General features: G+C 62.5%; 19 protein-coding genes, 1 tRNA gene and 1 pseudogene. 4 read left to right on the forward strand and 17 right to left on the reverse strand.

Annotation, left to right across the window (positions count from 1 at the left end; translation table 11 throughout):
• Positions 1-344: 344 nt before the first annotated feature.
• Entirely contained in the window at positions 345-1,460 is a 1,116-nt protein-coding gene (locus JFX23_RS08830) for an IS1249 family transposase (protein ID WP_198776585.1), read from the forward strand.
• 1,004 nt (positions 1,461-2,464) lie between these two features.
• Here JFX23_RS08830 and recR read toward each other — a convergent pair.
• From recR to JFX23_RS08855, 5 genes and pseudogenes are all read right to left on the reverse strand, one after another.
• Positions 2,465-3,061, reverse strand: a complete 597-nt coding sequence (recR, locus tag JFX23_RS08835; RefSeq protein ID WP_198776586.1) for a recombination mediator RecR — start codon at positions 3,059-3,061, stop codon at positions 2,465-2,467.
• Between the two features lie 2,037 nt (positions 3,062-5,098).
• Positions 5,099-6,667, reverse strand: a pseudogene (locus tag JFX23_RS08840) (DNA polymerase III subunit gamma and tau); the annotation flags it as partial.
• A gap of 475 nt (positions 6,668-7,142) precedes the next feature.
• Positions 7,143-7,943 carry an ABC transporter ATP-binding protein gene (locus tag JFX23_RS08845; RefSeq protein WP_198776587.1) on the reverse strand — a complete coding sequence of 267 codons (801 nt, stop codon included), beginning with the start codon at positions 7,941-7,943 and terminating at the stop codon, positions 7,143-7,145.
• Positions 7,943-8,704: an ABC transporter permease gene (locus JFX23_RS09555; RefSeq protein WP_198776588.1), complete on the reverse strand. Its 762-nt coding sequence runs from the start codon at positions 8,702-8,704 to the stop codon at positions 7,943-7,945. Before JFX23_RS09555 ends, JFX23_RS08845 begins: the two co-directional genes overlap by 1 nt.
• A 578-nt stretch (positions 8,705-9,282) precedes the next feature.
• Entirely contained in the window at positions 9,283-10,275 is a 993-nt protein-coding gene (locus JFX23_RS08855) for an ABC transporter substrate-binding protein (RefSeq protein ID WP_198776589.1), read from the reverse strand.
• 359 nt (positions 10,276-10,634) lie between these two features.
• On the opposite strand from JFX23_RS08855, the gene JFX23_RS08860 reads away from it, so the two are divergent.
• Together JFX23_RS08860 and JFX23_RS08865 are read left to right on the forward strand one after the other, a co-directional pair.
• Positions 10,635-11,951, forward strand: a complete 1,317-nt coding sequence (locus JFX23_RS08860; protein ID WP_040313833.1) for an aspartate kinase — start codon at positions 10,635-10,637, stop codon at positions 11,949-11,951.
• A 197-nt stretch (positions 11,952-12,148) separates the two neighbouring features.
• Positions 12,149-13,198: an aspartate-semialdehyde dehydrogenase gene (locus JFX23_RS08865; RefSeq protein ID WP_198776590.1), complete on the forward strand. Its 1,050-nt coding sequence runs from the start codon at positions 12,149-12,151 to the stop codon at positions 13,196-13,198.
• A 24-nt stretch (positions 13,199-13,222) separates the two neighbouring features.
• Here the strand turns inward: JFX23_RS08865 and JFX23_RS08870 are convergent, their stop codons facing one another.
• From JFX23_RS08870 to JFX23_RS08920, 12 genes are all read right to left on the reverse strand, one after another.
• Positions 13,223-14,515 (reverse strand): ABC transporter ATP-binding protein, encoded by a 1,293-nt coding sequence (locus JFX23_RS08870; RefSeq protein ID WP_198776591.1) that lies wholly within the window; start codon positions 14,513-14,515, stop codon positions 13,223-13,225.
• Positions 14,508-14,756, reverse strand: a complete 249-nt coding sequence (locus JFX23_RS08875; protein WP_198776592.1) for a hypothetical protein — start codon at positions 14,754-14,756, stop codon at positions 14,508-14,510. Before JFX23_RS08875 ends, JFX23_RS08870 begins: the two co-directional genes overlap by 8 nt.
• The gene (locus tag JFX23_RS08880) at positions 14,753-15,685 is read right to left on the reverse strand and encodes a hypothetical protein (protein ID WP_198776593.1); all 933 of its coding nucleotides are present in this window, start codon (positions 15,683-15,685) and stop codon (positions 14,753-14,755) included. Before JFX23_RS08880 ends, JFX23_RS08875 begins: the two co-directional genes overlap by 4 nt.
• Positions 15,630-16,541, reverse strand: a complete 912-nt coding sequence (locus tag JFX23_RS08885) for an extracellular solute-binding protein (protein ID WP_332874694.1) — start codon at positions 16,539-16,541, stop codon at positions 15,630-15,632. The genes JFX23_RS08880 and JFX23_RS08885 overlap by 56 nt, the downstream gene beginning before the upstream one ends.
• Before the next feature lie 27 nt (positions 16,542-16,568).
• Complete coding sequence (locus tag JFX23_RS08890; protein WP_198776595.1) at positions 16,569-17,009, reverse strand: type 2 periplasmic-binding domain-containing protein; 441 nt, start codon at positions 17,007-17,009, stop codon at positions 16,569-16,571.
• Between the two features lie 151 nt (positions 17,010-17,160).
• On the reverse strand, positions 17,161-18,558 hold the full coding sequence (locus JFX23_RS08895) for an MFS transporter (RefSeq protein WP_198776596.1): 1,398 nt from the start codon (positions 18,556-18,558) through the stop codon (positions 17,161-17,163).
• A gap of 141 nt (positions 18,559-18,699) precedes the next feature.
• Entirely contained in the window at positions 18,700-19,413 is a 714-nt protein-coding gene (locus tag JFX23_RS08900; RefSeq protein ID WP_198776597.1) for a response regulator transcription factor, read from the reverse strand.
• Complete coding sequence (locus JFX23_RS09460) at positions 19,410-19,844, reverse strand: sensor histidine kinase (protein ID WP_276671677.1); 435 nt, start codon at positions 19,842-19,844, stop codon at positions 19,410-19,412. Before JFX23_RS09460 ends, JFX23_RS08900 begins: the two co-directional genes overlap by 4 nt.
• A gap of 90 nt (positions 19,845-19,934) precedes the next feature.
• Positions 19,935-20,195 (reverse strand): hypothetical protein, encoded by a 261-nt coding sequence (locus JFX23_RS09465; RefSeq protein WP_233050727.1) that lies wholly within the window; start codon positions 20,193-20,195, stop codon positions 19,935-19,937.
• Positions 20,196-20,352: 157 nt separating this feature from the next.
• On the reverse strand, positions 20,353-20,715 hold the full coding sequence (trxA, locus tag JFX23_RS08910) for a thioredoxin (RefSeq protein ID WP_198776598.1): 363 nt from the start codon (positions 20,713-20,715) through the stop codon (positions 20,353-20,355).
• Positions 20,716-21,111: 396 nt separating this feature from the next.
• The gene (locus tag JFX23_RS08915) at positions 21,112-21,804 is read right to left on the reverse strand and encodes a TetR/AcrR family transcriptional regulator (RefSeq protein ID WP_198776599.1); all 693 of its coding nucleotides are present in this window, start codon (positions 21,802-21,804) and stop codon (positions 21,112-21,114) included.
• Between the two features lie 193 nt (positions 21,805-21,997).
• A complete protein-coding gene (locus JFX23_RS08920) occupies positions 21,998-22,435 on the reverse strand; it encodes an NUDIX domain-containing protein (protein WP_198776600.1) in 438 nt (145 codons plus the stop codon).
• 470 nt (positions 22,436-22,905) lie between these two features.
• On the opposite strand from JFX23_RS08920, the gene JFX23_RS08925 reads away from it, so the two are divergent.
• A tRNA-Gly gene (locus JFX23_RS08925) sits at positions 22,906-22,976 on the forward strand.
• The last annotated feature ends 335 nt before the right edge of the window (positions 22,977-23,311 follow it).

Below are 23,311 nucleotides of genomic sequence, written 5' to 3' on the forward strand. Positions count from 1 at the left end.
CGTTCGCGTTCATCGGCGCTCGGCAGATCGGGCACTTGGGGCGCTTGTCAACACTCACCCGCTCATATAGGCCCCACCCCTATGGGGAACGCGACTTTACGCGGTCAGATCAACGAAAAGTCCGGGTCGATGCCACACTTCCTTGCCGGTATCCCCAACTTTGAGGGTGGACAAAATGTGTTGGTGAAACGTCGACTTTTCGGCTTTGTGGTGCGAGAAAGTCTGGTTCAAAGTTGTTGGGGGCCAACTTTGAGGGTGGACAAAATGTGTTGGTGAAACGTCGACTTTTCGGCTTTGTGGTGCGGGAGAGTGGGCGTCAAAGTTGGTACTGGCAGATTCGGTGAATGAACATCCCGAAATGCGATTCCTGTGGCAGGAAGCTGATCCGGTACGGACTGTCGAAATCGGGCAAGCAGAGGTGGCATTGCACCTCGTGCCACTCAACTGGCGTGCAGCGGATTGATACCTCGGCCAAGCATCTGGGTGAGTTTCTTGCCTGGCTGCTCAGCGGTAATCGGCAGGCGGATATGCCAGGTGGGGGCAGGTCGTTTCGCAGGCGATGCCAGAGCCTGTGGGAGATCTGGCCCCTCGCCCCGGTGGTGGATGAGGTGCATGAGGTCGTGTTCGTTGACGGGATCCACCTGGGCCGCAAAGCGGTCGTCTTGATTGCTCAGTCCCGGGATTTCATCTTGGGCTGGTATGTGGCACGCAGCGAGAACTCGCGCGCCTGGGAAGCGCTCATGAACCGGATCGCCCCACCAGACGTGGTGGTGACGGATGGGGGCAGTGGCTTCGAAAAAGCCCGCAAGAAAGCCTGGCCGAACACGCGGGTCCAGCGGTGCACCTTCCACGCGTTCGGGACCATCAAACAAGCCACCACCATTCGCCCCAAGCTTGCAGCCTCCAAGGAACTGTACGGCTTGGGCAAGCAGCTCTTGCACGTGAAAGACCGAGAGCAAGGGGCCTCATGGATAGACACCTACTTGGACTGGTGCAAGCGCTGGGAGGGCTTCCTCGCGCAGAAGACCAAGAGGGACGATGGCGGGTGGGAATACACGCACGAACGACTCGTGCGGGCCCGCAACAGTGTGAACCGGCTCATCGGAGCCGAGGTGTTGTTCACCTACACCGACCCCCAGTTTGAGGGGGCGTTGCCGGCGATGAACAACCAGATCGAAGGCGCGACCAACGCGCCCTTGCGTCAACTGTTGCGGGACCACCGGGGAATGCGGCTGACCCGCCGGATCAAAGCGATCTTCTGGTGGTGCTACATGCACACCGAAAACCCGCTCCCACCAGCCCAGATCCTCAAAATCATGCCCACAGACACCCAGATTGAAGCCCAATGGGAACACGCCTCGCGCACACGCCCCGCAGCCGGTGTCATCCCCAGATGGGGCGACGCCATCGCCTGGCACGACCTCCACCACACAAGCCCCCACCGAAACAACTGGGACTAACCCTTCACCAACTCTTTTTGTCCTTTAACCCGATGACTTGAGCCTTGGGCAGTTGATTCGGGCCCTGGGTAGTTGGTTCGGGCCTTGGGGCGATGACTTGAGCCTTGGGCAGTTGATTCGGGCCTTGGGTAGTTGACTTGGGCCTTGGGGCGATGACTTGAGCCTTGGGGCGATGAGGGGATACCGGGATCCGGGTCAGACTGTGCAGCACCCTCAGGCGTGTCGGTAACCCCGCTTGGGTTTTAGGAGGGGAGTGGCTTACCCGCTGGCAAGGAGGTGTCCAGGTTTCCGATAGGACAGCACCCCAAAACTACTGAAGACCCCTCTCAAAGGACCCCAAACATGATTTCGGTGCTAGCGAGCGCCCCAAGTCCTGCCGAAAGGGCAATTGGGGTGGCTGAGCGCCTTTCAATTCTCGTTTGGATGCCCCTCAACATGATTTCGGTGTTGCCAGTCACCCCTAAGCCTTGCCGAAAGCACAATTGGGGTAGTGGAATGCCGCTCGAGACCCCTTCGAAGGACCCCAAACATGATTTCGGTGCTAGCGAGCGCCCCAAGTCTTGCCGAAAGGGCAATTGGGGTGGCTGAGCACCTTTCAGTTCCCGTTTAGACGCCCCTCAACATGATTTCGATGCTGCCGGTCACCCTCAAGCCGCGTCGAAATGGCAATTGGGGTGGTTGAACAGGGGCACCGCGAGAATGCATGGCATTCTCGGGCGTGTTACTGGGGCTATTGGGGGCGGGAGGATTCTACGCGGCCTGTGTGCCGCACTAATGAGGCTCAGGGCTCGCTTCGCGAGGAGGCGCGGTGGCGTCGCTTGTGGTGAGCTCCTTGTGACTGGCCTCCACAGGTGCTGAAGGATACCCGCTGGCTTGCCCTGAAGGGGATGTGGAGAATAGCGGTTGTGCGGCTTCCACAGAGTGAGGGCTACCGGCTGTGCGGCTTCCAGCGGGCCTGAGGGCTACAGGCGGGGATATCGACACAAGCTGTGTTTGTGACGCTCCTAGGCCATGGAGCGACGTCCTTCGAGGGCGCGCCCCAGGGTGATCGAGTCGGCGTACTCCAAGTCTCCGCCCATGGGTAGGCCCATCGCGAGTCTCGAGGTCGTAATGCCGATCGTGGCGAGAGTACGCGCCAAGTATGCTGCGGTGGCTTCGCCCTCGACGTTCGGGTTGGTCGCAATGATGACTTCGGTGATGCGATCGTCCTGCAGGCGGGTGAGGAGCTGACGGATGCGGAGCTGATCGGGGCCGATGCCGTGAATCGGGTCGATGACTCCGCCGAGCACGTGGTAGCGCCCGTGGAATACTCGTGAGCCTTCGATCGCCTGGATGTCTTTCGGTTCTTGGACGACGCACAGCGTTGTCGGATCACGCCGGGAGTCTCGGCAGATTGAGCAGGCTTCTTCCTCGGTGAGGTTTCCGCAGATCTCACAGTGGTGCACGCGTTTGCGAACCGCTTGGATCGCGTCGACGAGTCGAGCGACTTCGTCCGGTTCAGAATCGAGAACGTGCATCGCCATGCGCTGCGCGGACTTCGGGCCGATGCCGGGTAGGCGTCCGAACTCGTCGATGAGATCTTGAAGAGCTCCTTCGTACACGGCTCAGCGGCTCCCCTCGTCGTAGATCTCCTCGATGACTGTACCCCCGAGAATATCGAGGACTGCGGGCACACCGAAATGCGTGCTCACTTCCACGTCCTCATCATCCAGTGAGGGTGAATCGTCGAACGCGGGTGACGAGGTCGGGGCTTGCGGCGATGCTTCGGATGGGCGGGGACCTGAGGTGTTGTCAAAGCCGCTTATCGAGGTCGAGGGGAAGTCTGTCGAGGTCGAGGGGGAGTCGTCGAAGGAAACGCCGGTGGGTGTGGTGTGGGATTCGCTCCATCCGGACATGGAAGCTTCTGCGGGGGAAGAGTGCGGCTCCCAGGGTGTCGAAGGTCCGGGAGCCCAGGTAGATGCAGCTTCCTCATTGAGCTCCCACGAAGTGGAGGGTTCGGGGGCGTCGGGGGTCCAGGGTGTAGAAGGTTCGGGAGTCGAGGGTCCGGGGGCCCCGGGAACGGAGGATTCGGGGGGCCTGGATCCGGGGGCGTCGGGGGCCCCGGGGGCACCGGGGGCGGACGGTTCGGAGCCCCAGGGTGTGGCAGGATCGGGGCTCCAGGGTGCTGAGGTGTCTGGGGTCCACCCCGAATCGTCTTGAGTTGTGCTGCCACCAGGCACAGCAACAGGGCCCCAGGCATCCGCTTCAGATTCCGTCATGGGCGCGGAATATGAGGCTGCTGGGGAATCTGGCGTTGATGCGTGTTCCTGGGACTGTTCCTCAGGTGAGGGCGTCGAAGCGGAATCAAAGGCGGCCGAAGCGGAATCGAAGGCGGTCGGAGTGTTGTCCGGGGCGGGCTCATCGTAGGTGAAGACCGAGATGGCTCTCCGCTTCGGGCCATTCGTGTAGCCGACGTGAGCCTTAGAGGCCGCAGGCGTGGCCGCGGGGGAATGGTGCGTCGAGGCAGGAGAGGCCGAGCTGGAAGGCCCCGAGGCGGGGGAATCCGAAACTGGGGAGCTCGCAGCGGAAGGCTCCGAGATGGGGGAGCTTGAGACGGCGGATTCCACAGCAGGAGAGTCCGAGGCAGGGGGCTCTGCGAAAGAAGCGCTGATCTGAGCAGGATCGGGAGAGACGGGTTGAGGAGCCGCAGTCAAAGGATCCCTCGTCTCAGCGTCGCAGGGGGGTGCAAAGCCAGACTCGGCAGGTTCCGGGACGGATTCGGGGGCGGGGCTATGAAGGCGCTTAGTGGTGTCGTCTTGGGGTGAGTCTTCTCCGGCATCAAGGGGATAGGGGGCGGTGGGGGTCCGATCACCTTCAGCGACGGGAGCCTCATCAGGCTCAAAAGGGGGCGGCTCCGAAACCCAGCCGCTCTGTCCCTGGGGTGCAGGCGCAGAAGTCTGTTCCTGAGTTCCGCGCGCAGAGGTCTGGTCCTGGGATGCTCGCTCAAAAGCGTCTCTTTGAGCGGCGTGATCGGAAGTGGGTGAGGAAGGGGCAGTGGAAGCATGTGTGGAGGATGTGGCGATTGCGGGCTCAGTGCCGGCTTGCCAGGTTTGGGCGCGTACCGTCACACGCATCCCAGTAACCTCAAAAATGGCGTCCGAAAGAGCCGTTACGCGATCCTCGCGAGAGAACTGCGAGACGAAGCCCGCATGTTGGAAGAGCAGAACGAGCTCGGAGCCGTGCACGGGACCAAGCTGAGCGTTCTCGGAGACAAGGGTTCCCACGAATCTGCTGATGGACCCGAGGCGGGAGAGAACCTCATCCCAGCGTTCGCGGATCGTGTCCGCCCCCTGGTCGCTGTAAGCAGGAGTCGTTCCCGGCGCTACCTCAAGGGGTGCGCTTGCTTGCGAGGGGGTGTTCTCTTGATCGAAGCCGGTGGGGGTCGCGGTATTAGGGCCCTGGGTTTGCGGTGCGGGTGCCAGCTGCTCGGGCCTTTGAGGGGCGGGTGCCGGGTGTTCGGGCCTTTGAGGGGCGGGTGCCGACTGCTCGGGCTCTTGAGCGGAGCGAGCACGGGACGGGTGAGCCGTGGTTTCGTTCGGGTTGTGAGTATGAGTCTGAGCATCGCTGGCGGGGGCTGCGACCTCGGGCCAGTCGCAATTTGCGCTATCCGAGGGAGACTCGTTCGCAGGAAGCCAGGAAGGACCATCGGGCGCGTCGGCAATAGCGCTTGCGCCAGTAATCTCATGCGCGCCGGGGCCCCTGCTTGCGTCGGGAGTGCCAGGTGCGCCGGGAACAGCGCTTGTGCCGGGGACAGCTGCCTCCGGCCAGTGTGTTGCAGCGGCGGGACTGCTTGCTGGAGCGGTACGTCCACTCTCTGGGTTTGGTCTGCCAGGGGCGGCAGCGTTTCCGTGCTGAGCCGCGCCTTCGCGCTCGCGAACAGCATGAGGTTCACCAGCAGCACTGCGCTCACTCATTCCGACTCGCTCACTTGCGCGACTGCGCCGTGAGCGTTCCAGTGCCTCCCGGGCTTCACGAGCTCCGAAGCGCCCCTGAGGCGCCTCCTCTTGAGACCCATCAGCTGAAGGGGCCAAATCGGCGGCGCCTTCGAGCGGCTGGGCGCTCGGAGGCGCCGGGGGAAGGAGGATACGGCCGATGAGGAGTTCGAGTTGGAGTCTCGGTGAGGTTGCGCCAACCATTTGGCGCAATGCCTCATCGGCGAGATCGGCGGCCCGAGACAGGCCATGCGCCCCCCAATTCGCCCCCTGGCGGCACATGCGCTCGAACTGGTCTGCGGGCACATCCGAGAGCACGTCTCCGGCCTTCTCCCCTGCGATCGCAATGATGAGAAGATCGCGCAGCCTCTGCAGGAGGTCCTCGACGAAACGGCGTGGATCATGACCGGACTCGACCATTCTTTCGATCACGCGATATGCGTCGGCCCCATTCCCGCTGGCGAGGGCGTCAATAGAGTCGTCCAAAAGGGCGGTGTCCGTGTAGCCGAGGAGAGCGACAGCGGTCTCATAGGAGAGCTCATTGTCGATAGAACCCGCCATGAGCTGGTCTAACACGGAAAGAGTGTCGCGAACGGAGCCTCCGCCGCTGCGCATCACCATCGGTAGAACGCCCTGAGCGATGTGCACATGCTCTTCCTGGGCGAGTTTGTGCAGGTAGGGGCCCAGAACATCCGGAGGGACCAAACGGAAGGGGTAGTGGTGGGTGCGTGAACGGATCGTGCCGATCACTCGCTCGGGTTCGGTCGTCGCGAAGACGAATTTCACGTGCTCGGGAGGTTCTTCCACCAGCTTGAGCAAAGCATTGAAGCCCTGGTTCGTCACCATATGGGCCTCATCGATGATGAAGATCTTGTACTTATCGCGCACCGGAGCGAAAGTCGCTTTCTCGCGCAGCTCACGGGCATCATCGACACCGCCATGCGAGGCCGCGTCGATCTCGACCACGTCGAGTGAGCCCGCGCCACCTGTTGCCAACTCACGGCAGGAATCGCAAGAACCACAAGGAGTGTCCGTCGGGCCCTTCGCGCAGTTCAAACAACGCGCAAGGATGCGGGCCGAGGTCGTTTTCCCACAGCCTCGAGGCCCGGAGAAGAGATAGGCGTGTGTCACCTTATTCGCGCGCAGAGCAGCACGAAGCGGCCCGGTCACGTGATCCTGGCCGATGACATCGGCGAAGGTGTCAGGACGGTAGCGGCGATACAGTGCAGTGGTCACTGGATTACCCTACGTGGCCCCGTGGGCATTTGTGGCCCTGCCCCTAGAAAACGAACGAGTGCGGGGGAGAAGAGACTTGTGCGTGCACAAGCCTGCCAGGGTCGTAGTCGGCCCGCGAGCCTCGAAGCTCCCCTGCACCTCCTCGCATAAGGCTCCGCTCTCGCGTCCCCCGAGTTGTCTCGCACAACGCCCAGCCCCGCACCTCGTGAAATGAGCTGGATTCAGACCCCGCACGCCGCTCGCCTCTTGCAAGAACCCGCGCTCGTGCCTCGTTCTGCGCGCGCCTCTTGCAAGAACCCGTGGTCGTGCCCCGTTCTACGCGTACCCCCGCGCGTACCCCTTGTAAAATCCCGTTCCCAGGTTCTGCACCTCGTGAAGATGGTGTGCGTTTTGTGTCAATGCGAGTACACGCATCGAAGGGGGTCCTCACCCCGGGCAACAAGGCGAGCACAGGGGCTGAGGCGAGCACAGGGGCTCAGGCGAGCAGCATCCTGTCCGACAGACCCTGCTCCTCCTTCCCACGGAGCTTGTCGAACTCAGCGAGCAGAGAAGTGACCGTCGCCCTCTTCTTCTCCTCGCCGGCCAACTCGAAGATGATCCGCCCCTCGTGCATCATGATGAGCCGGTTACCCATGGACAGGGCCTGTTCCATATTGTGCGTGACCATGAGGGTGGTGAGGTGCTGGCGCTCAACGGCCTCGCGGGTGATCTGCGTGATGAGTGCGGCACGCTTCGGATCAAGGGCTGCGGTGTGTTCGTCGAGGAGCAGCACCTTCGGTTTCGAAAAAGTCGCCATCGTGAGGGAAAGAGCCTGACGCTGACCGCCTGAGAGCAGACCGACCTTCGCGTGCAGTCGGTTCTCCAAGCCCTGCTCGAGGGGTGCGAGGACATCGCGGAACATCTGACGCTTCTTCTGGGTGAGTGCGGGCCCGAGTGTGCGCCCCCTGCCTCGTGACCATGCGAGCGCGAGGTTCTCCTCGATCGACAGATGTGGGGCGGTGCCTGCCATCGGGTCCTGGAAGACCCTGGACACGTATTTCGCGACCTTGTAGTCGGGCAGTTTCGTCACGTCCTCGCCCCCGATCGTCACGCGTCCGACATCGGCCTGATAACGGCCGGACACAATGTTGAGCAGCGTCGACTTTCCTGCGCCATTCGAGCCGATGATCGTGACGAAGTCCCCGGGGTCGAGGTGCAAGGAGATGTCGCTCAAAGCGACTCGTTCATTGACGGTCCTGCGGAAGAAGGTTTTCGTTACGGCCTCGATGTCCAGCATCAGAACACCACCTTTTCGTTGTCGCGTTCTTCGGGCGTGTGCGTGATATCCGGCTCTGGGACGAGGCTGCGGTTGCGTCGGCGCTCGCGGATCTTCGAGAAGACGCCGATCCGGGGAATCATGAGGGCTGCGAAGACGATGATCGCGGAGATGAGTTTCATGTCGTTCGCCTCAAGGAACTCGACGCCGAGCGCGAGTTGGATGATGACGCGGTACACGATCGACCCGATGACGACGAAGAGGGAGGTGACCCACACCCCCTGCGAGCCGATGAGGGCAGTGCCGATGATGACCGAGGCGAGGCCCGCGACGATCAAGCCGATGCCCATCGAGATATCCGCGTAGCCCTGGTATTGGGCGATGATCGCCCCGGAGCTCGCGACCAGGCCATTCGAGAGGGCGAGGCCGATGATCTTCATCGTTCCAGTCGATACTCCCTGGGCGCGGGCCATGCCTTCGTTGTCTCCCGTGGAACGCATCCCCAGGCCGATCTGGGTGAGGATGCCGGCGAGTAGGGGGTGGATGCCCGCGTTCACGTGGAGGACGCCGGTGACCGTTCCCGCCACACAGCCCGCGAGGAAGCCACCGAGGGTGGCGAGCCAGGGGTTCTGCCCGGCGGTGATCATCACGGCTGCGACCGCCGCGCCGGTCGTGAAGGATGAGTCGACGGTGAGGTCGGCGATGTCGAGGACTCGGAAGGTGAGGTACACGCCGAGTGCCATGAGGCCGTAAATCAGGCCGAGGTCGAGAGCTGTGAGCACAGTGTTTCCTTTTGGGTGGGTGTGCTTGTGTTGTGGCTGGGGATGTGTGCGCCCGGGGTGGGAGCAGTGAGGTTCAGGGGGTGGGAGCAGGGAGGTTCGGATCGGGGAGGCAGACCTCTGGAGCGGGGATGGGCGAGCTTCGGGGTGGTTCGTGCCTCCGGGTGAAAGCAGGGAGGTTCGGATCGGCGAGGCCCGGATTGGGGATGCAGACCTCTGGGACGGGGATGGACGAGCTTCGGGGTGGTTCGTGCCTCCGGGTGGGAGCGGCAAGGCTCGGGGCTGGCGTTCGCAGGTTCGGTGCCGTGCTCGTATCCGGTGTGTTTCTTGTTCTGTTCCGACGCGCTGCGTGTCCCCGGTGCGCTGCATGCCCCCGGAGGGGATGTGCGAGTCGGAGGAAGGTGTCATCACCGGGCGCGAGCCAGACGATGACGTCATCACCGACGCGAGCCGCCACGGGTCCAAGGAGTCGTCACATGTCCGAGCCATCACCGGATCCGACTCATCACGGATCCGAGCCATCGCAGGCTCGAGCCATAGCCATCACGGGCGCGAAGTGAGGAGCTCGATAGACTCTCCAATCACTCGATGGTGACCGCCCTGTCCTTCAGGGACGCGGGGAGTTCCAGGCCGAGGGCCTTCAGAGTCGTCGTGTTGACCGTGAGTTCGTAGTCCTTTTGCGCTTCGACGGGGAGGCTTGCGGGCTCAGCTCCTTCCTTGAGGATCCTGATCGCCATTTCACCGGTTTGGTATCCGAGCTTCGAGTAGTCGATTCCGTAGGTTGCGAGGGCCCCTTGCGCGACCGAGTTGGCTTCTCCGGCGATGAGGGGGATCTTCGCGTCCTCGGCCGCTTGGACGACGGAGGCCAGGGCCGAGACGACGGTGTTATCGGTCGGAACGTAGATCGCATCGACTTTGGAGGCGAGATCTTGGGCGGCCTGCTGGACTTCGGCGGAGTTCGTCACTGCGGATTCGACGACCTGGAGACCGTCTTTCGCGGCAGCTTCCTTCGCAAGTTCAACCTGCACTTCGGAGTTGACTTCGCCCGAGGAGTAGATGATGCCGAGGGTCTTCGCTTTGGGTGCGAACTCTTTGACGAGGGAAATCTGGTCGGCGACCGGGTTCATGTCGGTTGTGCCGGTGATATTCGAGCCGGGGGCTTCCAAGGAATTGACGAGTTGCGCGGACACGGGGTCGGTGACTGCGGTGAAGAGGACCGGAACCTTCGTGATCGACTGGGCGGCGGCCTGGGCGGAGGGGGTCGCGATTGCGAGAACGAGGTCGAGGTCGGAGGATGCGAACTTCGAGGCAATCGAAGTGGCGGTCGCCTGGTCGCCCTGAGCGTTCTGTTCGTCGTACTTCACCTGGATGCCCGCGTCCTCGAAGGCTTTCTTAAAGCCTTCTCTGGCACTGTCGAGGGCGGTGTGGGTTGTGATCTGGGTGATGCCGATTGAATAGGCCTCGCCGGCGGGTGAAGCGGGGGTGTTCGCGTCGGTCGAAGTGGCAGAGCCGGAGCAGCCCGCGAGGGCGAGGGCGGCGGCTGCGGTTGCTGCGATGAGGGACGTGCGCTTCATAGGAGGCCTCCACGTGTTGGGAATGGCCGGTCGGCTGATCGGTCATCTGCCTTCGACGCTAACGAGGACGAGGGACGGGCGGACAGGAGTGTTCGCTTCGTGAACATATTTCGATCATTTTGATCTCAAATTGCGAGATGCGGTCTGTTTGCGCTGAACTTCAGATCGAAGAGCAGTGAAAGAAGAGCTGCGAAAATAGAAGAAACATGTCGCAGATGCCCGAATATCGGGCGTTTAACGTTCTCGGCCACGGCCTCCCTAGGATGAAGAGGCGCGGCGCTCGCAGCATGAGTGCCCCTGGAGCGCTCACGCCAGTGGACGCTGCAGATGGTGAAGGCGCACAGAAGAAATGGGGACTCGTGGCACTGATCGTGCAGAAGTACGGCGGCTCATCAGTCGCCGACGTGGAAGCGATGAAACGCGTCGCGCGTCGCGTCGTCGAGACCCATGACGCCGGCCATCAGGTCGTCGTCGTCGTTTCAGCGATGGGTGATACCACAGACGACCTCCTCGACACCGCAGCCCAGATCACCTCCAAGGCTCCCGAGCGTGAAATGGACATTCTCTTGTCTGCAGGAGAGCGAATCTCCATGGCGCTCTTGTCAATGGCCGTTAATGAACTTGGCGTCGACGCTCAGGCCTACACCGGTGCCCAGGCGGGCATTAAAACGAACTCGAACTACGGTCGGGCCCAGATCATCGGTATGGTGCCCGAACGTATCGCCCGCACCATCCGCGAAGGCCAGGTCGCCATCGTCGCAGGCTTCCAGGGCATCTCCGAAGGAGAGGATGTCACGACCCTGGGTCGCGGAGGCTCCGATACGACCGCCGTCGCCCTGGCCGCCGCCCTCGGTGCCGATGTGTGCGAGATCTACACCGACGTTGACGGATTGTTCTCCGCGGACCCGCGCATCGTTCCCAAGGCGCATCGCCTCCGCACGATCACGCAGGAAGAGACCCTGGAGCTCGCCGCTCATGGTGCGAAGATCTTGCACCTTCGGGCTGTTGAATTCGCACGCCGCTACGGCGTTCCACTCCACGTCCGTTCCTCCTTCTCAGAGAAGAACGGCACCTGGATCTCGGACCATCCTGCAAACCCCGAGCTCAAGGGCCTCGTCCCTTCGGCAGCCCTCCTCGACCCCAAGGAGCAGCACATGGAGCAGCCCATCGTCTCCGGTATCGCGCACGACCGTTCTCAGGACAAGATTACCGTCACGAACCTCCCGAACAGCCCCGGTGTCGCGGCCCGAGTCTTCTCCATCTGCGCTGAGGTCGGGGCGAACATTGACATGATCGTGCAGAATGTGCCGGTCTCTGATCCGACGAGGGCGAATATCACCTTCACCCTTCCCGAGGGTGATGCGAAGGCCACCCTTGATGCACTTGAAGCCGCTCAAGACGAGATCGGATTTGAGGAGCTGCGATACAACCCGAATATCGGCAAGCTCTCCCTCATCGGCACGGGAATGCGAACGAACCCTGGAGTTTCCGCCCGACTCTTCAGCGCCCTGTCAGCGGCGGGCATCAATATTGATCTGATCTCCACTTCCGAGATTCGCATCTCCGTTGTCACCAAGCTTGACGACCTCGATCGAGCCGTCCAAGCCGTGCACTCGGCTTTCGGCCTCGACTCGAGTGAAACGGAGGCAGTTGTCTACGGCGGCACCGGCCGCTGACTCGCCCCTCAGTGCCCACCAGCCCTGAGAGCCTACCCACCCCGGAAAACCGCCAGCCCTGGAAAGACACCACCCCCACCCGATCGCAAGTCTTGAACGCATACTGAATCCTTTTTCTCCACGCGCGGCGTGCAGCAGATGAAGGAAAACCGGGTCCCAAAAGACAGCGCGAATGCGCCTAACAGAAGGAAAGAATCATGAGCGGATTGAACGTCGCCGTCGTCGGAGCCACCGGACAGGTCGGCCGCGTCATGCGAACTCTTCTCGCCGAACGTGATTTCCCCGTCGAGACCATCCGATTCTTCTCCTCATCGCGCTCTTCGGGCACCACCTTGGAGTGGAAGGGCCAACACATCACGGTCGAAGACGTCGCGACCTCGGACTTTTCCGGAATCGACATTGCAGTCTTCTCCGCCGGGGCGAGCGCCTCACGCGAGTACGCTCCGAAGTTCGCCGCTCAAGGCGCGGTCGTCGTCGACAACTCATCCGCCTGGCGTAAAGACCCCGAGGTTCCCCTCGTCGTCTCCGAAGTCAACCCCGAGGACGCAGCGAAGCGCCCGAAGGGCATTATCGCGAACCCGAATTGCACGACGATGGCCGCAATGCCTGTGCTCCGTCCGCTGGTCGATAAGGCTGGTGGCCTTGAGCGCCTTTTCGTGTCCAGCTACCAGGCCGTTTCCGGTTCGGGCATCAAGGGCGTGCAAGAACTGGTGAGTCAAACCCGCTCCGGTGCCAGCCAGGACCTCGCTGCCCTCGCCCTCGATGGGCGCGCGATCACCCTGCCCGAGCCCGAGGTCTACGTCGCCCCCATCGCTTTCGACGTCGTCCCCCTTGCCGGTTCAATCGTCGAAGACGGCAGTGAGGAGACCGACGAGGAGCAGAAGCTGCGCAACGAGTCTCGTCGAATCTTGCACATTCCGGATCTGCGCGTGTCCGGGACGTGCGTGCGCGTCCCTGTTTTCACCGGGCACACCCTAACGATCCACGCCGAGTTTTCCGGCGCGATCACAGCGGATGAGGCCCGCGAGGTTCTCGCTTCAGCCCCCGGTGTTCGCCTGGTCGAGGTGCCGACACCGCTTGAAGCGGCGGGACGCGACGAGGTGCTCTGCGGCCGTATCCGCCAAGACCAGGCCGTCGAGGGCAATAGGGGCCTTGTGCTCGTCTTGAGCGGTGACAACCTGCGCAAGGGCGCGGCCCTCAATGCGATCCAGGTCGCCGAGGTGGTGGCGAAGGAACTGCTCGGCTGAACGCCACAGTCCCGGGCTCAGTGCTCAGTGCTCAGGGCTCCGAGTTGTTCCCTCACGGGGAATAACCCAACCTCCTCTGAACTCGAACTCGACATGATCGCCGAGCGTGAAAGGCTCTCGCACTGAAGAGTCCCTTGCGACGAGGGTGCCGAACTCGGTTTCGAGGTCATAGACCATGATGCCGCGCACGAAGAAAGCCCCGATTACCTGCGCGTGTCGTCCAATGATCGCCGAGGGCGGGGCCGCCAAGAGTTCGATCGCCTCACCGGGCATTGCGAGAAGTGCAGGGCCCAGGGAAAGGAGACTTCGCTTTGCGAACACCACATTGTCGCCCCCGGAATCCTTGACGCCGCCAGCGTCCCCGGAATCCTCGATACCGCCAGCGTCCCCGACCTCGTCCCCTGAGGTCTCGTCCTCGCTCCCCGAGGCTGCACCCCTCGAGGCTATGTCCTCTGAGTCTGCACCCCCACATTCCTTCACACGTGGTGCGGGCACGTGGAAGGAGGCCGAGCCGCAGCGTACGAGCGCAGTTTGCTCGCTCACGATCTCCTCGACTTCGCATGCGAGAACATTCGCAATGCCCATGAGACGGGCGACCGCTTCTGAGTTCGGACGCTCGTAGAGCTCGCGCGGCGCACCGATCTGGAGGACCCGCCCAGCGTCCATGATGAGGAGCCGATCGCCGACAAGACACGCCTCCTCGACATCGTGCGTGACATAGAGGGCCGCGATTTTGAGCCTGCGGACCTCACGCAGGAGAGTTTGACGGATCGCTGCAGCGAGGGAAGCACCGACGTGGGCGAGAGGCTCATCGAGGAGCAGCACCTTCGGCCTTGTCACCAAGGCCCGGGCGAGGGCAACCCTTTGCGCCTGTCCCCCCGATAGGGCATCAGGATAGCGATCAGCGAGGGCGATGATCCCCATCCTCGTCATCGCCGCCTCGACGAGGTCGTACGCGTGCTTTGCACCAAGCGCTTTGCCGTGCAATCCGAAGGCGATGTTCTCCCTCACGCTCATGCGTTCAAAGAGGGCGGGTGATTGGAACACCAGTGAGCTTGGGCGTCGTTGGGGAACCACTCCCTGAGGGGAAGTCCCCTCGACTCGGATCTCTCCGCTGCACTCCTCGAAGCCCGCCAGGGCGAGCAGGAGAGTGGACTTTCCACAGCCGGAAGGTCCGACGACGGCAAGGACCTCACCGGGTGCGAGGCTGAAGGAGACATCGTGAAGGAAGCGGGCTTCGCGCTGGAGTGCGAGGCCATGCACGTCCAATAGAGGCTCAGCATGAGGTGTCGGCATCTCGTGGGTCAGCTCAGACATGTGGTCTCCTGAGAGTCGGGATAAGGGCAGCTGCACCCAAGGCGAGCATCGTGAGGGCGGAGGCTCCACCGAGGACCCCGAAGGTGAGGACGTGCCCTGTGGAACCGTGAGCTGCATAAGGCATGAGGGCGACTGCGGGGAATGCTGAGCCTGCGGGCACGACGAACACGGCGGGAGCGCTCATTGACATGACGATTGCGCTGAGCGCAGCTAGGGCGGCGAGGATTCGTCCTCGCCTCATTGGGATGACGACGTGAACGATGGTGCGCGTTCGGCTCGCCCCCGAATCCTCGGCGGCACGACGCACATCGCGGGTGCCTGAGAGCGCGAAAACCATGAGGAAGTGGGCGGCCGAAGGGCAAGCAGGAGATACGCGATAAGAACGGCAATGAGGCCCCCTGCAGGGGAGCCTCCGCCGACGAGCGGGGGAAGGAGGACGTGGCCGTGGAACTCGAGGGGACGTCGGTGAATGATGTGGACGAGGATGCCGCCTGCGGCGGGAGAGGCGAGTAGGCCCAGGAGCGCCACAGTGTTGAGCGCCTTCATGCGTCGCAGGTTCGATAGTGCGGTGATGAAGCCAATGAGTGCGGCGATTGGGACGACAAGGAGGAGGACGAGGAAGGATTCTCGGGCGGCATTGAACAGGAGGGTTTGGGGGGAGCCTGAAAGGAATGCCACAACAAGTCTGTAAATGACAATGGCGATGAGCCCCAGGGCGGCGAGCCCTGCCAGGACGAGGGCTGCTCCAAGTGCGCGTGAGGCGCGTCCGAAGAGCTCGGGCGCGTGCGAACTCGGAGCGAAGGGGGAAGTGGATGCTCTCTTCAAGCGCAGAGCACGCGCCAGACTGAGGGCCGTGATAGCACTGGCAGCGAGGTAGAGGGCGAGGATCTTCAAGGCGAGGGAATGATCGGAGCTCGCGTTGAGCGCATGACGTGCCAGAGGAGCGAGGTAGGGTTCGGGGCCCGCGTTCACAGTCGAAGCTGACACATCGGACGCGGCCATGAGGCTTGAGACAGCGAAAGAGGGGAACACAGTGGACACGAGAGCGGGAGCGAGGATCCTTCGGGCGATGCGTGCTCCCCGAGCCCCGAGATCCTTAGCGGCGAGGAGCTCTTCACGAGATACGGAGGACAGTCCGAAGACCATGATGAGTGCGGAATGGTGTCGCATTGAGGGCCTCAGCTCCCAGGAGCGTCCAGATCGAGTAGGTGGGTGCCCCTAGGAGCATGAGCATCTCGGCACTCACCGCTGGAGGGACCATGCCAGGCAGGAGGATGAAAGGCATGAAGATAAGGCTCCGCCTGGGGGCGAAGCGCAGAGCCAGTGCGATGAAACTCCCGAGGAGGACCGCGATTCCTCCCGCTGCGAGGGAAAGGAGTCCCGTCCTGGCAATGCTCGGGCCCAATACGATTCGTGTGAGCTTCGCATCGCGTGCGGGAACGCTTCCGCACGCGGGCTCGGGTGAGTTGGTAATCTCATCGGGGGTGCAGCCCCTGGGCGCGTACACCTGGGCCTGCCATGCTCCGATCTCAAGGCTGCGCTTGAGGGACTCGACTTGCGGATCTGCTCCGTACACGGCAATGTCGAGTGCGACGAGGCGCTGGGACAGGTTATCGGGCAGATGCTGCGAAATCGGGACTTGGCCTGCGATCGAAGAGGCCAGCGCCTGTCCCTCATCCGAGACGACCCATGCGAGGAAATCCTCCGCCTGCCTGCGCTCCTCGGCACGTTTGGGAAGGGAAACAGCCCCGACCTCGAAGCCTGTGCCATCACTCGGGTAGACGGTCACGAGTTCGGCGCCGAGCCTTTGTTCTTCTTCGCAGTAGGTGTCGAAGGTGATACCCGCCTGAGCGCGGCCGATGGCGACAAGGTGAGTGGGGTCCGTGCCCGAATCAGAATAGGTGACGACTTGGGCGTCGAGGGCGCGCAGGAAGGGAATCGATTCGGGGACTGAGCCGAAGCGCCCTGTCTGGACTCCGAGCATCGTCGCAGCGGTCCCTGAAGTGAGGGGCAGGGGGACGATCAGGGGAAGGTGTGAACGTACGAGCGAGTTCTAGGAGGTGACCTGCTCACTCGCTTGAGGGGTTGCGCAGATCGAGAGGATCCCCCCGTAGAAGCCGAACCAGGAGGCGGAGTAGTAGTGCTCGGGCAGGCCCGAAACGTCGATGCCTTCAATGGGGCGGAGCAGTCCGAGGCGCTCGGCTTCGGCGTGCGCTTCAGCGGGGCCGCCGAGCCATACGTCGAATTCGGAGTCCCCGTGGGTCGCCGCGAGGTGGGAGAGTGCTTCGGATGTGGGGACTCGAACGACGTCGACGCTGGTTCGAGTGTGTTGCTTGTAGTGTTCGGCGAGGGCGTCGCACACGCTCGCCGTGTTCGAGCAGACGACGAGGAGATCTGCCCGACTTGGTGCGAGCAGTGCAAGGAGGGACGTGAAAGCGGCGATGACGAGCACGAGCCCCGCGATGGGCAGGATCGGGGGGCGAAGCGTCGTCATTCATACACGCTAGCGCCGACGATCCGGATAGGTACAGATCGTCGGCGCTAGCGGGATTGTGAGAGCCGGGTTAAGCCTTGGGGGCTCGTACCTCGTGTTCTGAGAGTGGGGTTGGGCTTCCGGGCAAGAGGAAGCCCAGCCCCGGGAGAACTCATCCTTCCTGGAGTGCGGAGGCGTGGCGGGCCTCCATGAGGCGACGTTCGTCCTTGCCGACGATGAACATCAGTACGACGGCGGCGACGGCCACGACGACGAGGAAGCCGTAGGCGATGTTCCAGCCGAAGTAGTGGATGAGGGCACCGACACCGGAGGAGGCGAGGGTCGCGCCGAGCAGGTAGCCGAAGAGGCCGGTGAAGCCTGCGGCGGTGCCTGCGACGTTACGTGGCGACAAGTCGATCGCCTGAAGGCCGATCAGCATGACCGGGCCGTAGATCAGGCCGCCGATGATCGCGATGAGGACGTAGAAGATCCAGATCGGAGCGCTGAGCGGCATCAGCCAGTAGATGAGCACGCTCGCGCCGACACCACCGAGGAAGAGGATGTCCGCGCCCGAGCGCCAGCCCTTGAAGACCTTGTCGGAGACCCAGCCGCACAGGATCGTGCCGACGATGCCCGCGCCCTCGTAGATCGCGAAACCGAGGATGCCTTCCTTGACGTTGACGCCGTGGACCTGCTCGGTGAGGTAGATCGGGATCCAGGACAGGACGCCGTAGCGCAGGGTGTAGACGAAAACGTTCGTGAGGGCGAGCAGGACGACGACGCGGTTGGTGAGGACGTGCTTGAAGAGCATTTCCTTCCAGCCCATCGCATCGCCCTTGATTTCCACCTTGGCCGGGTCATTGCGGAACTTCTCGATCGGCGGCAGACCCATTGCTTCGGGACGGTCGCGGATGAGGAGGAAAGCGATGAGGGCAACGACGAGGGCGACGAGGGCGGGCGCCCAGAATGCGGGGGTCCAGTCGGCATCGTTCGTTGCGAAGGTTCCGAGGGCCCATGCGGAGATCAGGCCGACGCCAGCACCGCCGACGTTGTGGGCGCAGTTCCAAATGGAGGTGAGCCAACCGCGCTCGGAGGTGGAGAACCAGTGGACGAGGACACGGCCTGAGGGAGGCCAGCCCATGCCTTGGAACCAGCCGTTAATGAACATGACGACCGCGAAGATCCCAACCGTGGCGGAGAGGGTGGGGACGAAGGCGATGAGGAGGTTCATGACGGCCGAGAGGGCGATGCTGATCGGCATGAAGTAGCGGGCGTTCGCACGATCCGAGAGCATCGCCATGAAGAACTTTGAAAGCCCGTAGGCGAAGAGGACCGCGTTGGCGACGATACCGATGCCGACCGTGTTCATGATGTCGTGGTCCTTGAGGATGGACGACACCAGGGTCACGTTGTTGCGGATCAGGTAGAAGCCCGCGTAGCCGATGAAAATGCCCAGGAAGACGTTGGTCCTCCACGTCTTGTAGGTCGGGGCGACACGCTCAGCGGGAAGCGCCGGCGCCGCGGGCGGCGCCGAGAGGAACCCGAGGGGGCGTGAAGGCTGTGGAGACATCGTTGTTTCCTTCAGGATTGAACGCGAAAAGGGACACTCTGATGGTGGCGCGCAGCGGGTAACAGTCCGAGAGGGGAATGGTGGCGAAAAGAAACAGTCCTGTTACCGAGGGCGTGTGAATCTGAAAAAGGGTGTGAATCCTCAAGACTCGGGCAGGGGCTGCTCGCCCTCGTCAATGAGGAGACGATAACCGCGCCCCCTCACCGGTTGGATAACACCCGGGTCCATGCCCACGCGCTCGAGCTGACGGCGCAGGCGGTAGATCGTCGTCTTGATCATGTTGTGGGCACCCGTTGCGTCAGTTGTCTCCCACGCCTCGTTGAGCAGGTCACGCCAGGCGACGTCTTGGCCGACACGAGACACCAGGGTCGCGAGGACTTTCAACTCGGTCGGGCTCAAGGTGATAGGTTCACCCTTCCATGAGGCGGCGCGCCGATCCACGTCGATATGCAGCTCGCCCGCGTCCAGTATTCGCTCAGGCGCTGCGGGCGCGGAGCGCCTGACAATCGCCTGGGCGCGCAACGCCAACTCTCGGGGGCTGAAAGGTTTCGTCACATAGTCATCGGCCCCGGCCTCCAGGCCCGCGATCCTGTCTTCTTCATCGCCGAGGGCGGTCAGCAAAATGATCGGCACATCGTCTCCGCGGGCTCGAATTCGCTTGACGAGGTCAATGCCCGAACCGGTCGGCGTCATGATGTCGAGGACCAGAAGATTGACTCTGTGGGAGGCCAAATGCTCCCAGGCGCGTGCGGTGTTCGCAACGCTCAGCCATTCGAAGCCCTGCATCTCCAAGGCGAACGACACGATGGACAGCATTTGGGGTTCGTCGTCGACGACGAGCGCTCGCGGGGTCATGATCGTTCTCCCGGAAGGCGGATGTGAACCGCGGTTCCTCGTCCTTCGACAGAGTCGATCATGAGGCTTCCGCCGTGGGCCTCCACAATGCGGCTAGCGACCGCCATACCGATGCCCGTCCCCGGGTTCGGTGCGGAACCGGAGGTGAAGGGGGCGAGGATTGTTTCTTGCTCATCCTCGGGAATGCCTGTCCCCGAGTCTTCAATGGAGATGAGTGCGCCACCGTCTTCGGCGGGTGCGACTGAGACGATCACCGCCTCGGAATAGGTGTGGCGCAGTGAGTTGTTGAGCAGATTCCAGATGAGCTGTCGGATCATTGGCGCGTTCGCGGGGACGATGAGGACCCCGCCGGGTGCGTCCACTCGAATCGGGGTATCGCTGATCCGGCGCATTTCCCGGGCGGTGGAGGCCACGACCTCGCGAATATCCACGGGCTCTGTGGCGAGCGGGTCGGATGAATGCAGTTTTGAGGTCGGTGAGCATGGATTCTGCCAGTGCGATGACGCGCTGAGTGTTCGTCATCATCGTGTGGAGGAACTGGCGTTGAGTGTCTGTGAGTTCCCCGGCCATCCCCTCGGATAAAAGTTCCCCGCTCCGCGAATGAGGGCGAGCGGGGTTCGGATTTCGTGGGCGAGGACAGCGGGTGCGTTCGCGGTTTCGAGGGCGCGGAGTCGGAGTGACTCGAGTTCCTGGCGCAAGTGTTTCGAAGTGGTGCGTTCGTGGAGGAGAAAGATGAGGAGGAGGACGCAGAAGGACCACCCGGTGAGCGCAAGATACTCCATGCGGGTGGTCCTTCCGAGTCGAAAGAGGCACGGCCAAAGGGTCCTACTCGTCGGGGCCGAGGCGGGGTGAAGCCGCATGTTCGGCTGGAGCGACGAGGAGCGGAATTGTGACCTATCCTACTCTCTTACTCATGGACGGCCTACGGCCGTCGGGAAATCACTTCTCAGATTCGGCAATCTGCTTGCGGATCTCGTCCATATCGAGTTCGCGGATCTGCGAGATGAGGTCCTCGAGGGCAGGGCCGGGCAGGGCGCCGGCCTGGCGGAAGATCGCGATGCCATCGCGGAAGGCCATGAGGGTCGGGATCGAGGTGATCGCGCCGGCGCGGGCGAGGTCCTGCTCAGCATCGGTGTCGACCTTGGCGAAAACAATGTCGGGGTTCTTATTCGAGGATTCCTCGAAAACGGGGGCGAACTGACGGCAGGGGCCGCACCAGGAGGCCCAGAAGTCAACGAGGACGATGCCGTTGTCAGAAATGGTTTTTTCGAAGGTGTCGGCGGTAAGAGCGACGGTGGCCATGCGGTCTCCTTGGGTTGTCGGGCTGGGCCCGGGGTCAGTCGGGCTGGGCCCGAGGTCGTGAGCGCTGCGCCGGTGGCGTCGCGCATTCGGGCTCTCGCCCTTTCGTTGATTCCAACGATGCCCTATGCGTGAGTATTCCGCGACAGCAAGGAAAGACCTGTGATCCGCGTCCCCTTTAGTTGTGTCCTCGCTGCTTTCCTGGGGCGTTCACAGGGCTGAAGTTCTTTGTGTTTCAGCTGCGTCCTCGTTCGGGCTGCGTCCTCGTTTGGCCTGGAGCCTTGTTTGGGCTGCGTGCTCGTTTGGGTGGTTGAATCGTGCAGATCGGACAGAGCTGCGTGTTATTGAGCTAGGGAATCGGTGTGTTGCTGGTTGGAGGGGGTCGCCGGTGCGGATCTTTCAATTCGCAACAGGGCAGCGCATGTATGAGGTCTCGCGGTCTTCAGCCGATTCGAGGTTGTCGCCAGTTCTGATCGGGGAGGGGATCTTCGAGATCGTTGAGGCCGGTGAACCGACCGCGCGCAGAATGAAGGCTTCGATCTGGGTGATTCGAGTGCGGCGCTCAGGCTGGGAACTTGGCAGATGCTGGCCCGCGAGGCATGCCTGGATCAACCGGATCAAGCCGTGGGCGTCTTGCGTTGGGATCAATCTTTGACGCATCGCGTCGCCGAGGATTCTCAGCAGCATCATGCCGATGACATTCGCATGTTCGTGCAGGTGACCGGAGTTTTGGCTTGAGACCTGTTCGCGCAAATGGATGCGGCCCGCCAGATGATAGCGGCTGGTCATTTCGAGGTGGGTGCGCACATAGAGGCGAAGTTGCTCAATTGGGTTGGGCTCATTCTCAACGGCGTTGGCGAGAATATTCGCGAACTCCTTGGTCGCTTCAGACATGTACGCGAGGAGGAGGACTTCTTTGTCCTCGAAATGGTTGTAGACGGCGGTGCGTCCGACCTTGGCGCGAGTGGCGATCTGCGACATGGTGATGGTGTCGAAGGGCTGCTCGGCGAGAAGCTGTCCGAGAGCGTCGAAGAGCTTCTTGCGCGTCAATGTGCGGTGGTCGGCGAGGCTTTCCCCGATGATTTTCGGCATAGTGACATTCTGACACTTCAGGCTGCTGTGTCGTCAAATGGGTGGTGAAGCAGACCCTGGTGAAGCAGGTCCTAGTGAAGTCGAATCTGGCGAGGCGAGTGGGAGCCTCGGACGAGAAGAGGACGGGAACGGCATGGAAAGGAGGGGGTCGGGGAGGCAGTGGCGGGAAAAGATGAGAGGCGGGGCCGTGCTGTCAGTTGATCCTTCGCATTCTCGCGCAGCGATTGGCGACGGCGAGCGCAATGAGCAAATCATTCCCGATCCAATCGAGGAGTGCGAGTTCGTCAAGGGGCACCCAGCGGAGTTCGGAGTGTGAGCCCCTCGGGGTCGGTTCGGGAGCGCCCTGCTCGACCTCGGCGATCCACACGCCCATACGGCGCTCCTGCATGATCGGCCACCACTCGCCCTCGGGGGTGAGAACCTCAGGTCCGAAGCTGAGCCTGGTCCCGAGTTCTTCATGAATTTCACGTGCGAGGGCGTCCAGGGGCTTCTCGCCCTCGTCGATTTTGCCGCCGGGCAGTTCGAATCCCCCAGCGAGCTCAGGCGGGTAGGCGCGTGCGGCACACAGCAGATGGCGCGGATTGGCCAGGGAATCGACGATCGCGGCGGCGACGACTGGAGCGGGAGTCACGCGTTCAGTCTAGGAGCATGAGGCGCGTGAATGAGTCGAGCTCGCGGCGAAAGGGGTGTCGTGTTGGGCCACTCCGAAAGATGTCCTGTGGGGCCGGTTTGGGGTGTGTCTTGTGGGAGTGGTCTGTGGGTGTGGGGCGGGCGGGTTTGGGGTGTGTCTTGCGGGGGTGGTCTGTGGGCGTGGGTCGTAGGAATCCGAGCTTCGAGGAGCCCATGGGAACTGTGAGTTCATTGTGACTGGGGCGTCTGTGTTGGAGAACGCCCTCAAGAGATAGTGCTTCGCAGATCCCCTGTATGCGCCACCGTGTTTGTGCCCCCGCTCGTGGAGAGGTGAGAGCTGTGCGATTCGGGGCCCTTCGTATTCCTGTTCGTGGTTTTTGTATTCCTTGTGGCCTGTGGCTCCGTGTTGACGTGGACGCTCGCGGCGAGTCCGGCTATGATTTGGTGAGTCGCTTCGCTGATGCGAAGTTGGCGGGCGTAGTTCATCGGTAGAATGGAAGCTTCCCAAGCTTCAGAGGCGGGTTCGATTCCCGTCGCCCGCTCGATCAGGCTGGCCCGGCATTCGCCGGGCCAGTTGTGCATTTACCGGCACAGCGGCGACTGTGTCGGACTCGCCGCCTACTGGCAAGCCCCTTCTGACCCTCGGTGACCGTTGAGCCGCCATTGCATACCAACAAGCAGGCCCCTCTTGCGCGCTATGGGCTCCCGGTGGCCCTACTGTCGGGATACCGGCAAGGAAGTGTGGCATCGACCCGGACTTTTCGTTGATCTGACCGCGTAAAGTCGCGTTCCCCATAGGGGTGGGGCCTATATGAGCGGGTGAGTGTTGACAAGCGCCCCAAGTGCCCGATCTGCCGAGCGCCGATGAACGCGAACG

It is taken from the genome of Schaalia cardiffensis, from assembly GCF_016405145.1.
In the GTDB taxonomy this organism is placed as follows: domain Bacteria; phylum Actinomycetota; class Actinomycetes; order Actinomycetales; family Actinomycetaceae; genus Pauljensenia; species Pauljensenia cardiffensis.

Excerpts from the sequence above, each read along its gene's own strand:
- JFX23_RS08830 (WP_198776585.1), top strand. The coding sequence starts at position 345 with ATGAACATCCCGAAATGCGATTCCTGTGGCAGGAAGCTGATCCGGTAC.
- JFX23_RS08845 (WP_198776587.1), bottom strand. The coding sequence starts at position 7,943 with ATGCTGGACATCGAGGCCGTAACGAAAACCTTCTTCCGCAGGACCGTC.
- JFX23_RS08855 (WP_198776589.1), bottom strand. The coding sequence starts at position 10,275 with ATGAAGCGCACGTCCCTCATCGCAGCAACCGCAGCCGCCGCCCTCGCC.
- JFX23_RS08865 (WP_198776590.1), top strand. The coding sequence starts at position 12,149 with ATGAGCGGATTGAACGTCGCCGTCGTCGGAGCCACCGGACAGGTCGGC.
- JFX23_RS08870 (WP_198776591.1), bottom strand. The coding sequence starts at position 14,515 with ATGTCTGAGCTGACCCACGAGATGCCGACACCTCATGCTGAGCCTCTA.
- JFX23_RS08875 (WP_198776592.1), bottom strand. The coding sequence starts at position 14,756 with ATGAGGCGAGGACGAATCCTCGCCGCCCTAGCTGCGCTCAGCGCAATC.
- JFX23_RS08880 (WP_198776593.1), bottom strand. The coding sequence starts at position 15,685 with ATGCGACACCATTCCGCACTCATCATGGTCTTCGGACTGTCCTCCGTA.
- JFX23_RS08890 (WP_198776595.1), bottom strand. The coding sequence starts at position 17,009 with ATGACGACGCTTCGCCCCCCGATCCTGCCCATCGCGGGGCTCGTGCTC.
- JFX23_RS08895 (WP_198776596.1), bottom strand. The coding sequence starts at position 18,558 with ATGTCTCCACAGCCTTCACGCCCCCTCGGGTTCCTCTCGGCGCCGCCC.
- JFX23_RS08900 (WP_198776597.1), bottom strand. The coding sequence starts at position 19,413 with ATGACCCCGCGAGCGCTCGTCGTCGACGACGAACCCCAAATGCTGTCC.
- JFX23_RS09465 (WP_233050727.1), bottom strand. The coding sequence starts at position 20,195 with ATGGAGTATCTTGCGCTCACCGGGTGGTCCTTCTGCGTCCTCCTCCTC.
- trxA (WP_198776598.1), bottom strand. The coding sequence starts at position 20,715 with ATGGCCACCGTCGCTCTTACCGCCGACACCTTCGAAAAAACCATTTCT.
- JFX23_RS08915 (WP_198776599.1), bottom strand. The coding sequence starts at position 21,804 with ATGCCGAAAATCATCGGGGAAAGCCTCGCCGACCACCGCACATTGACG.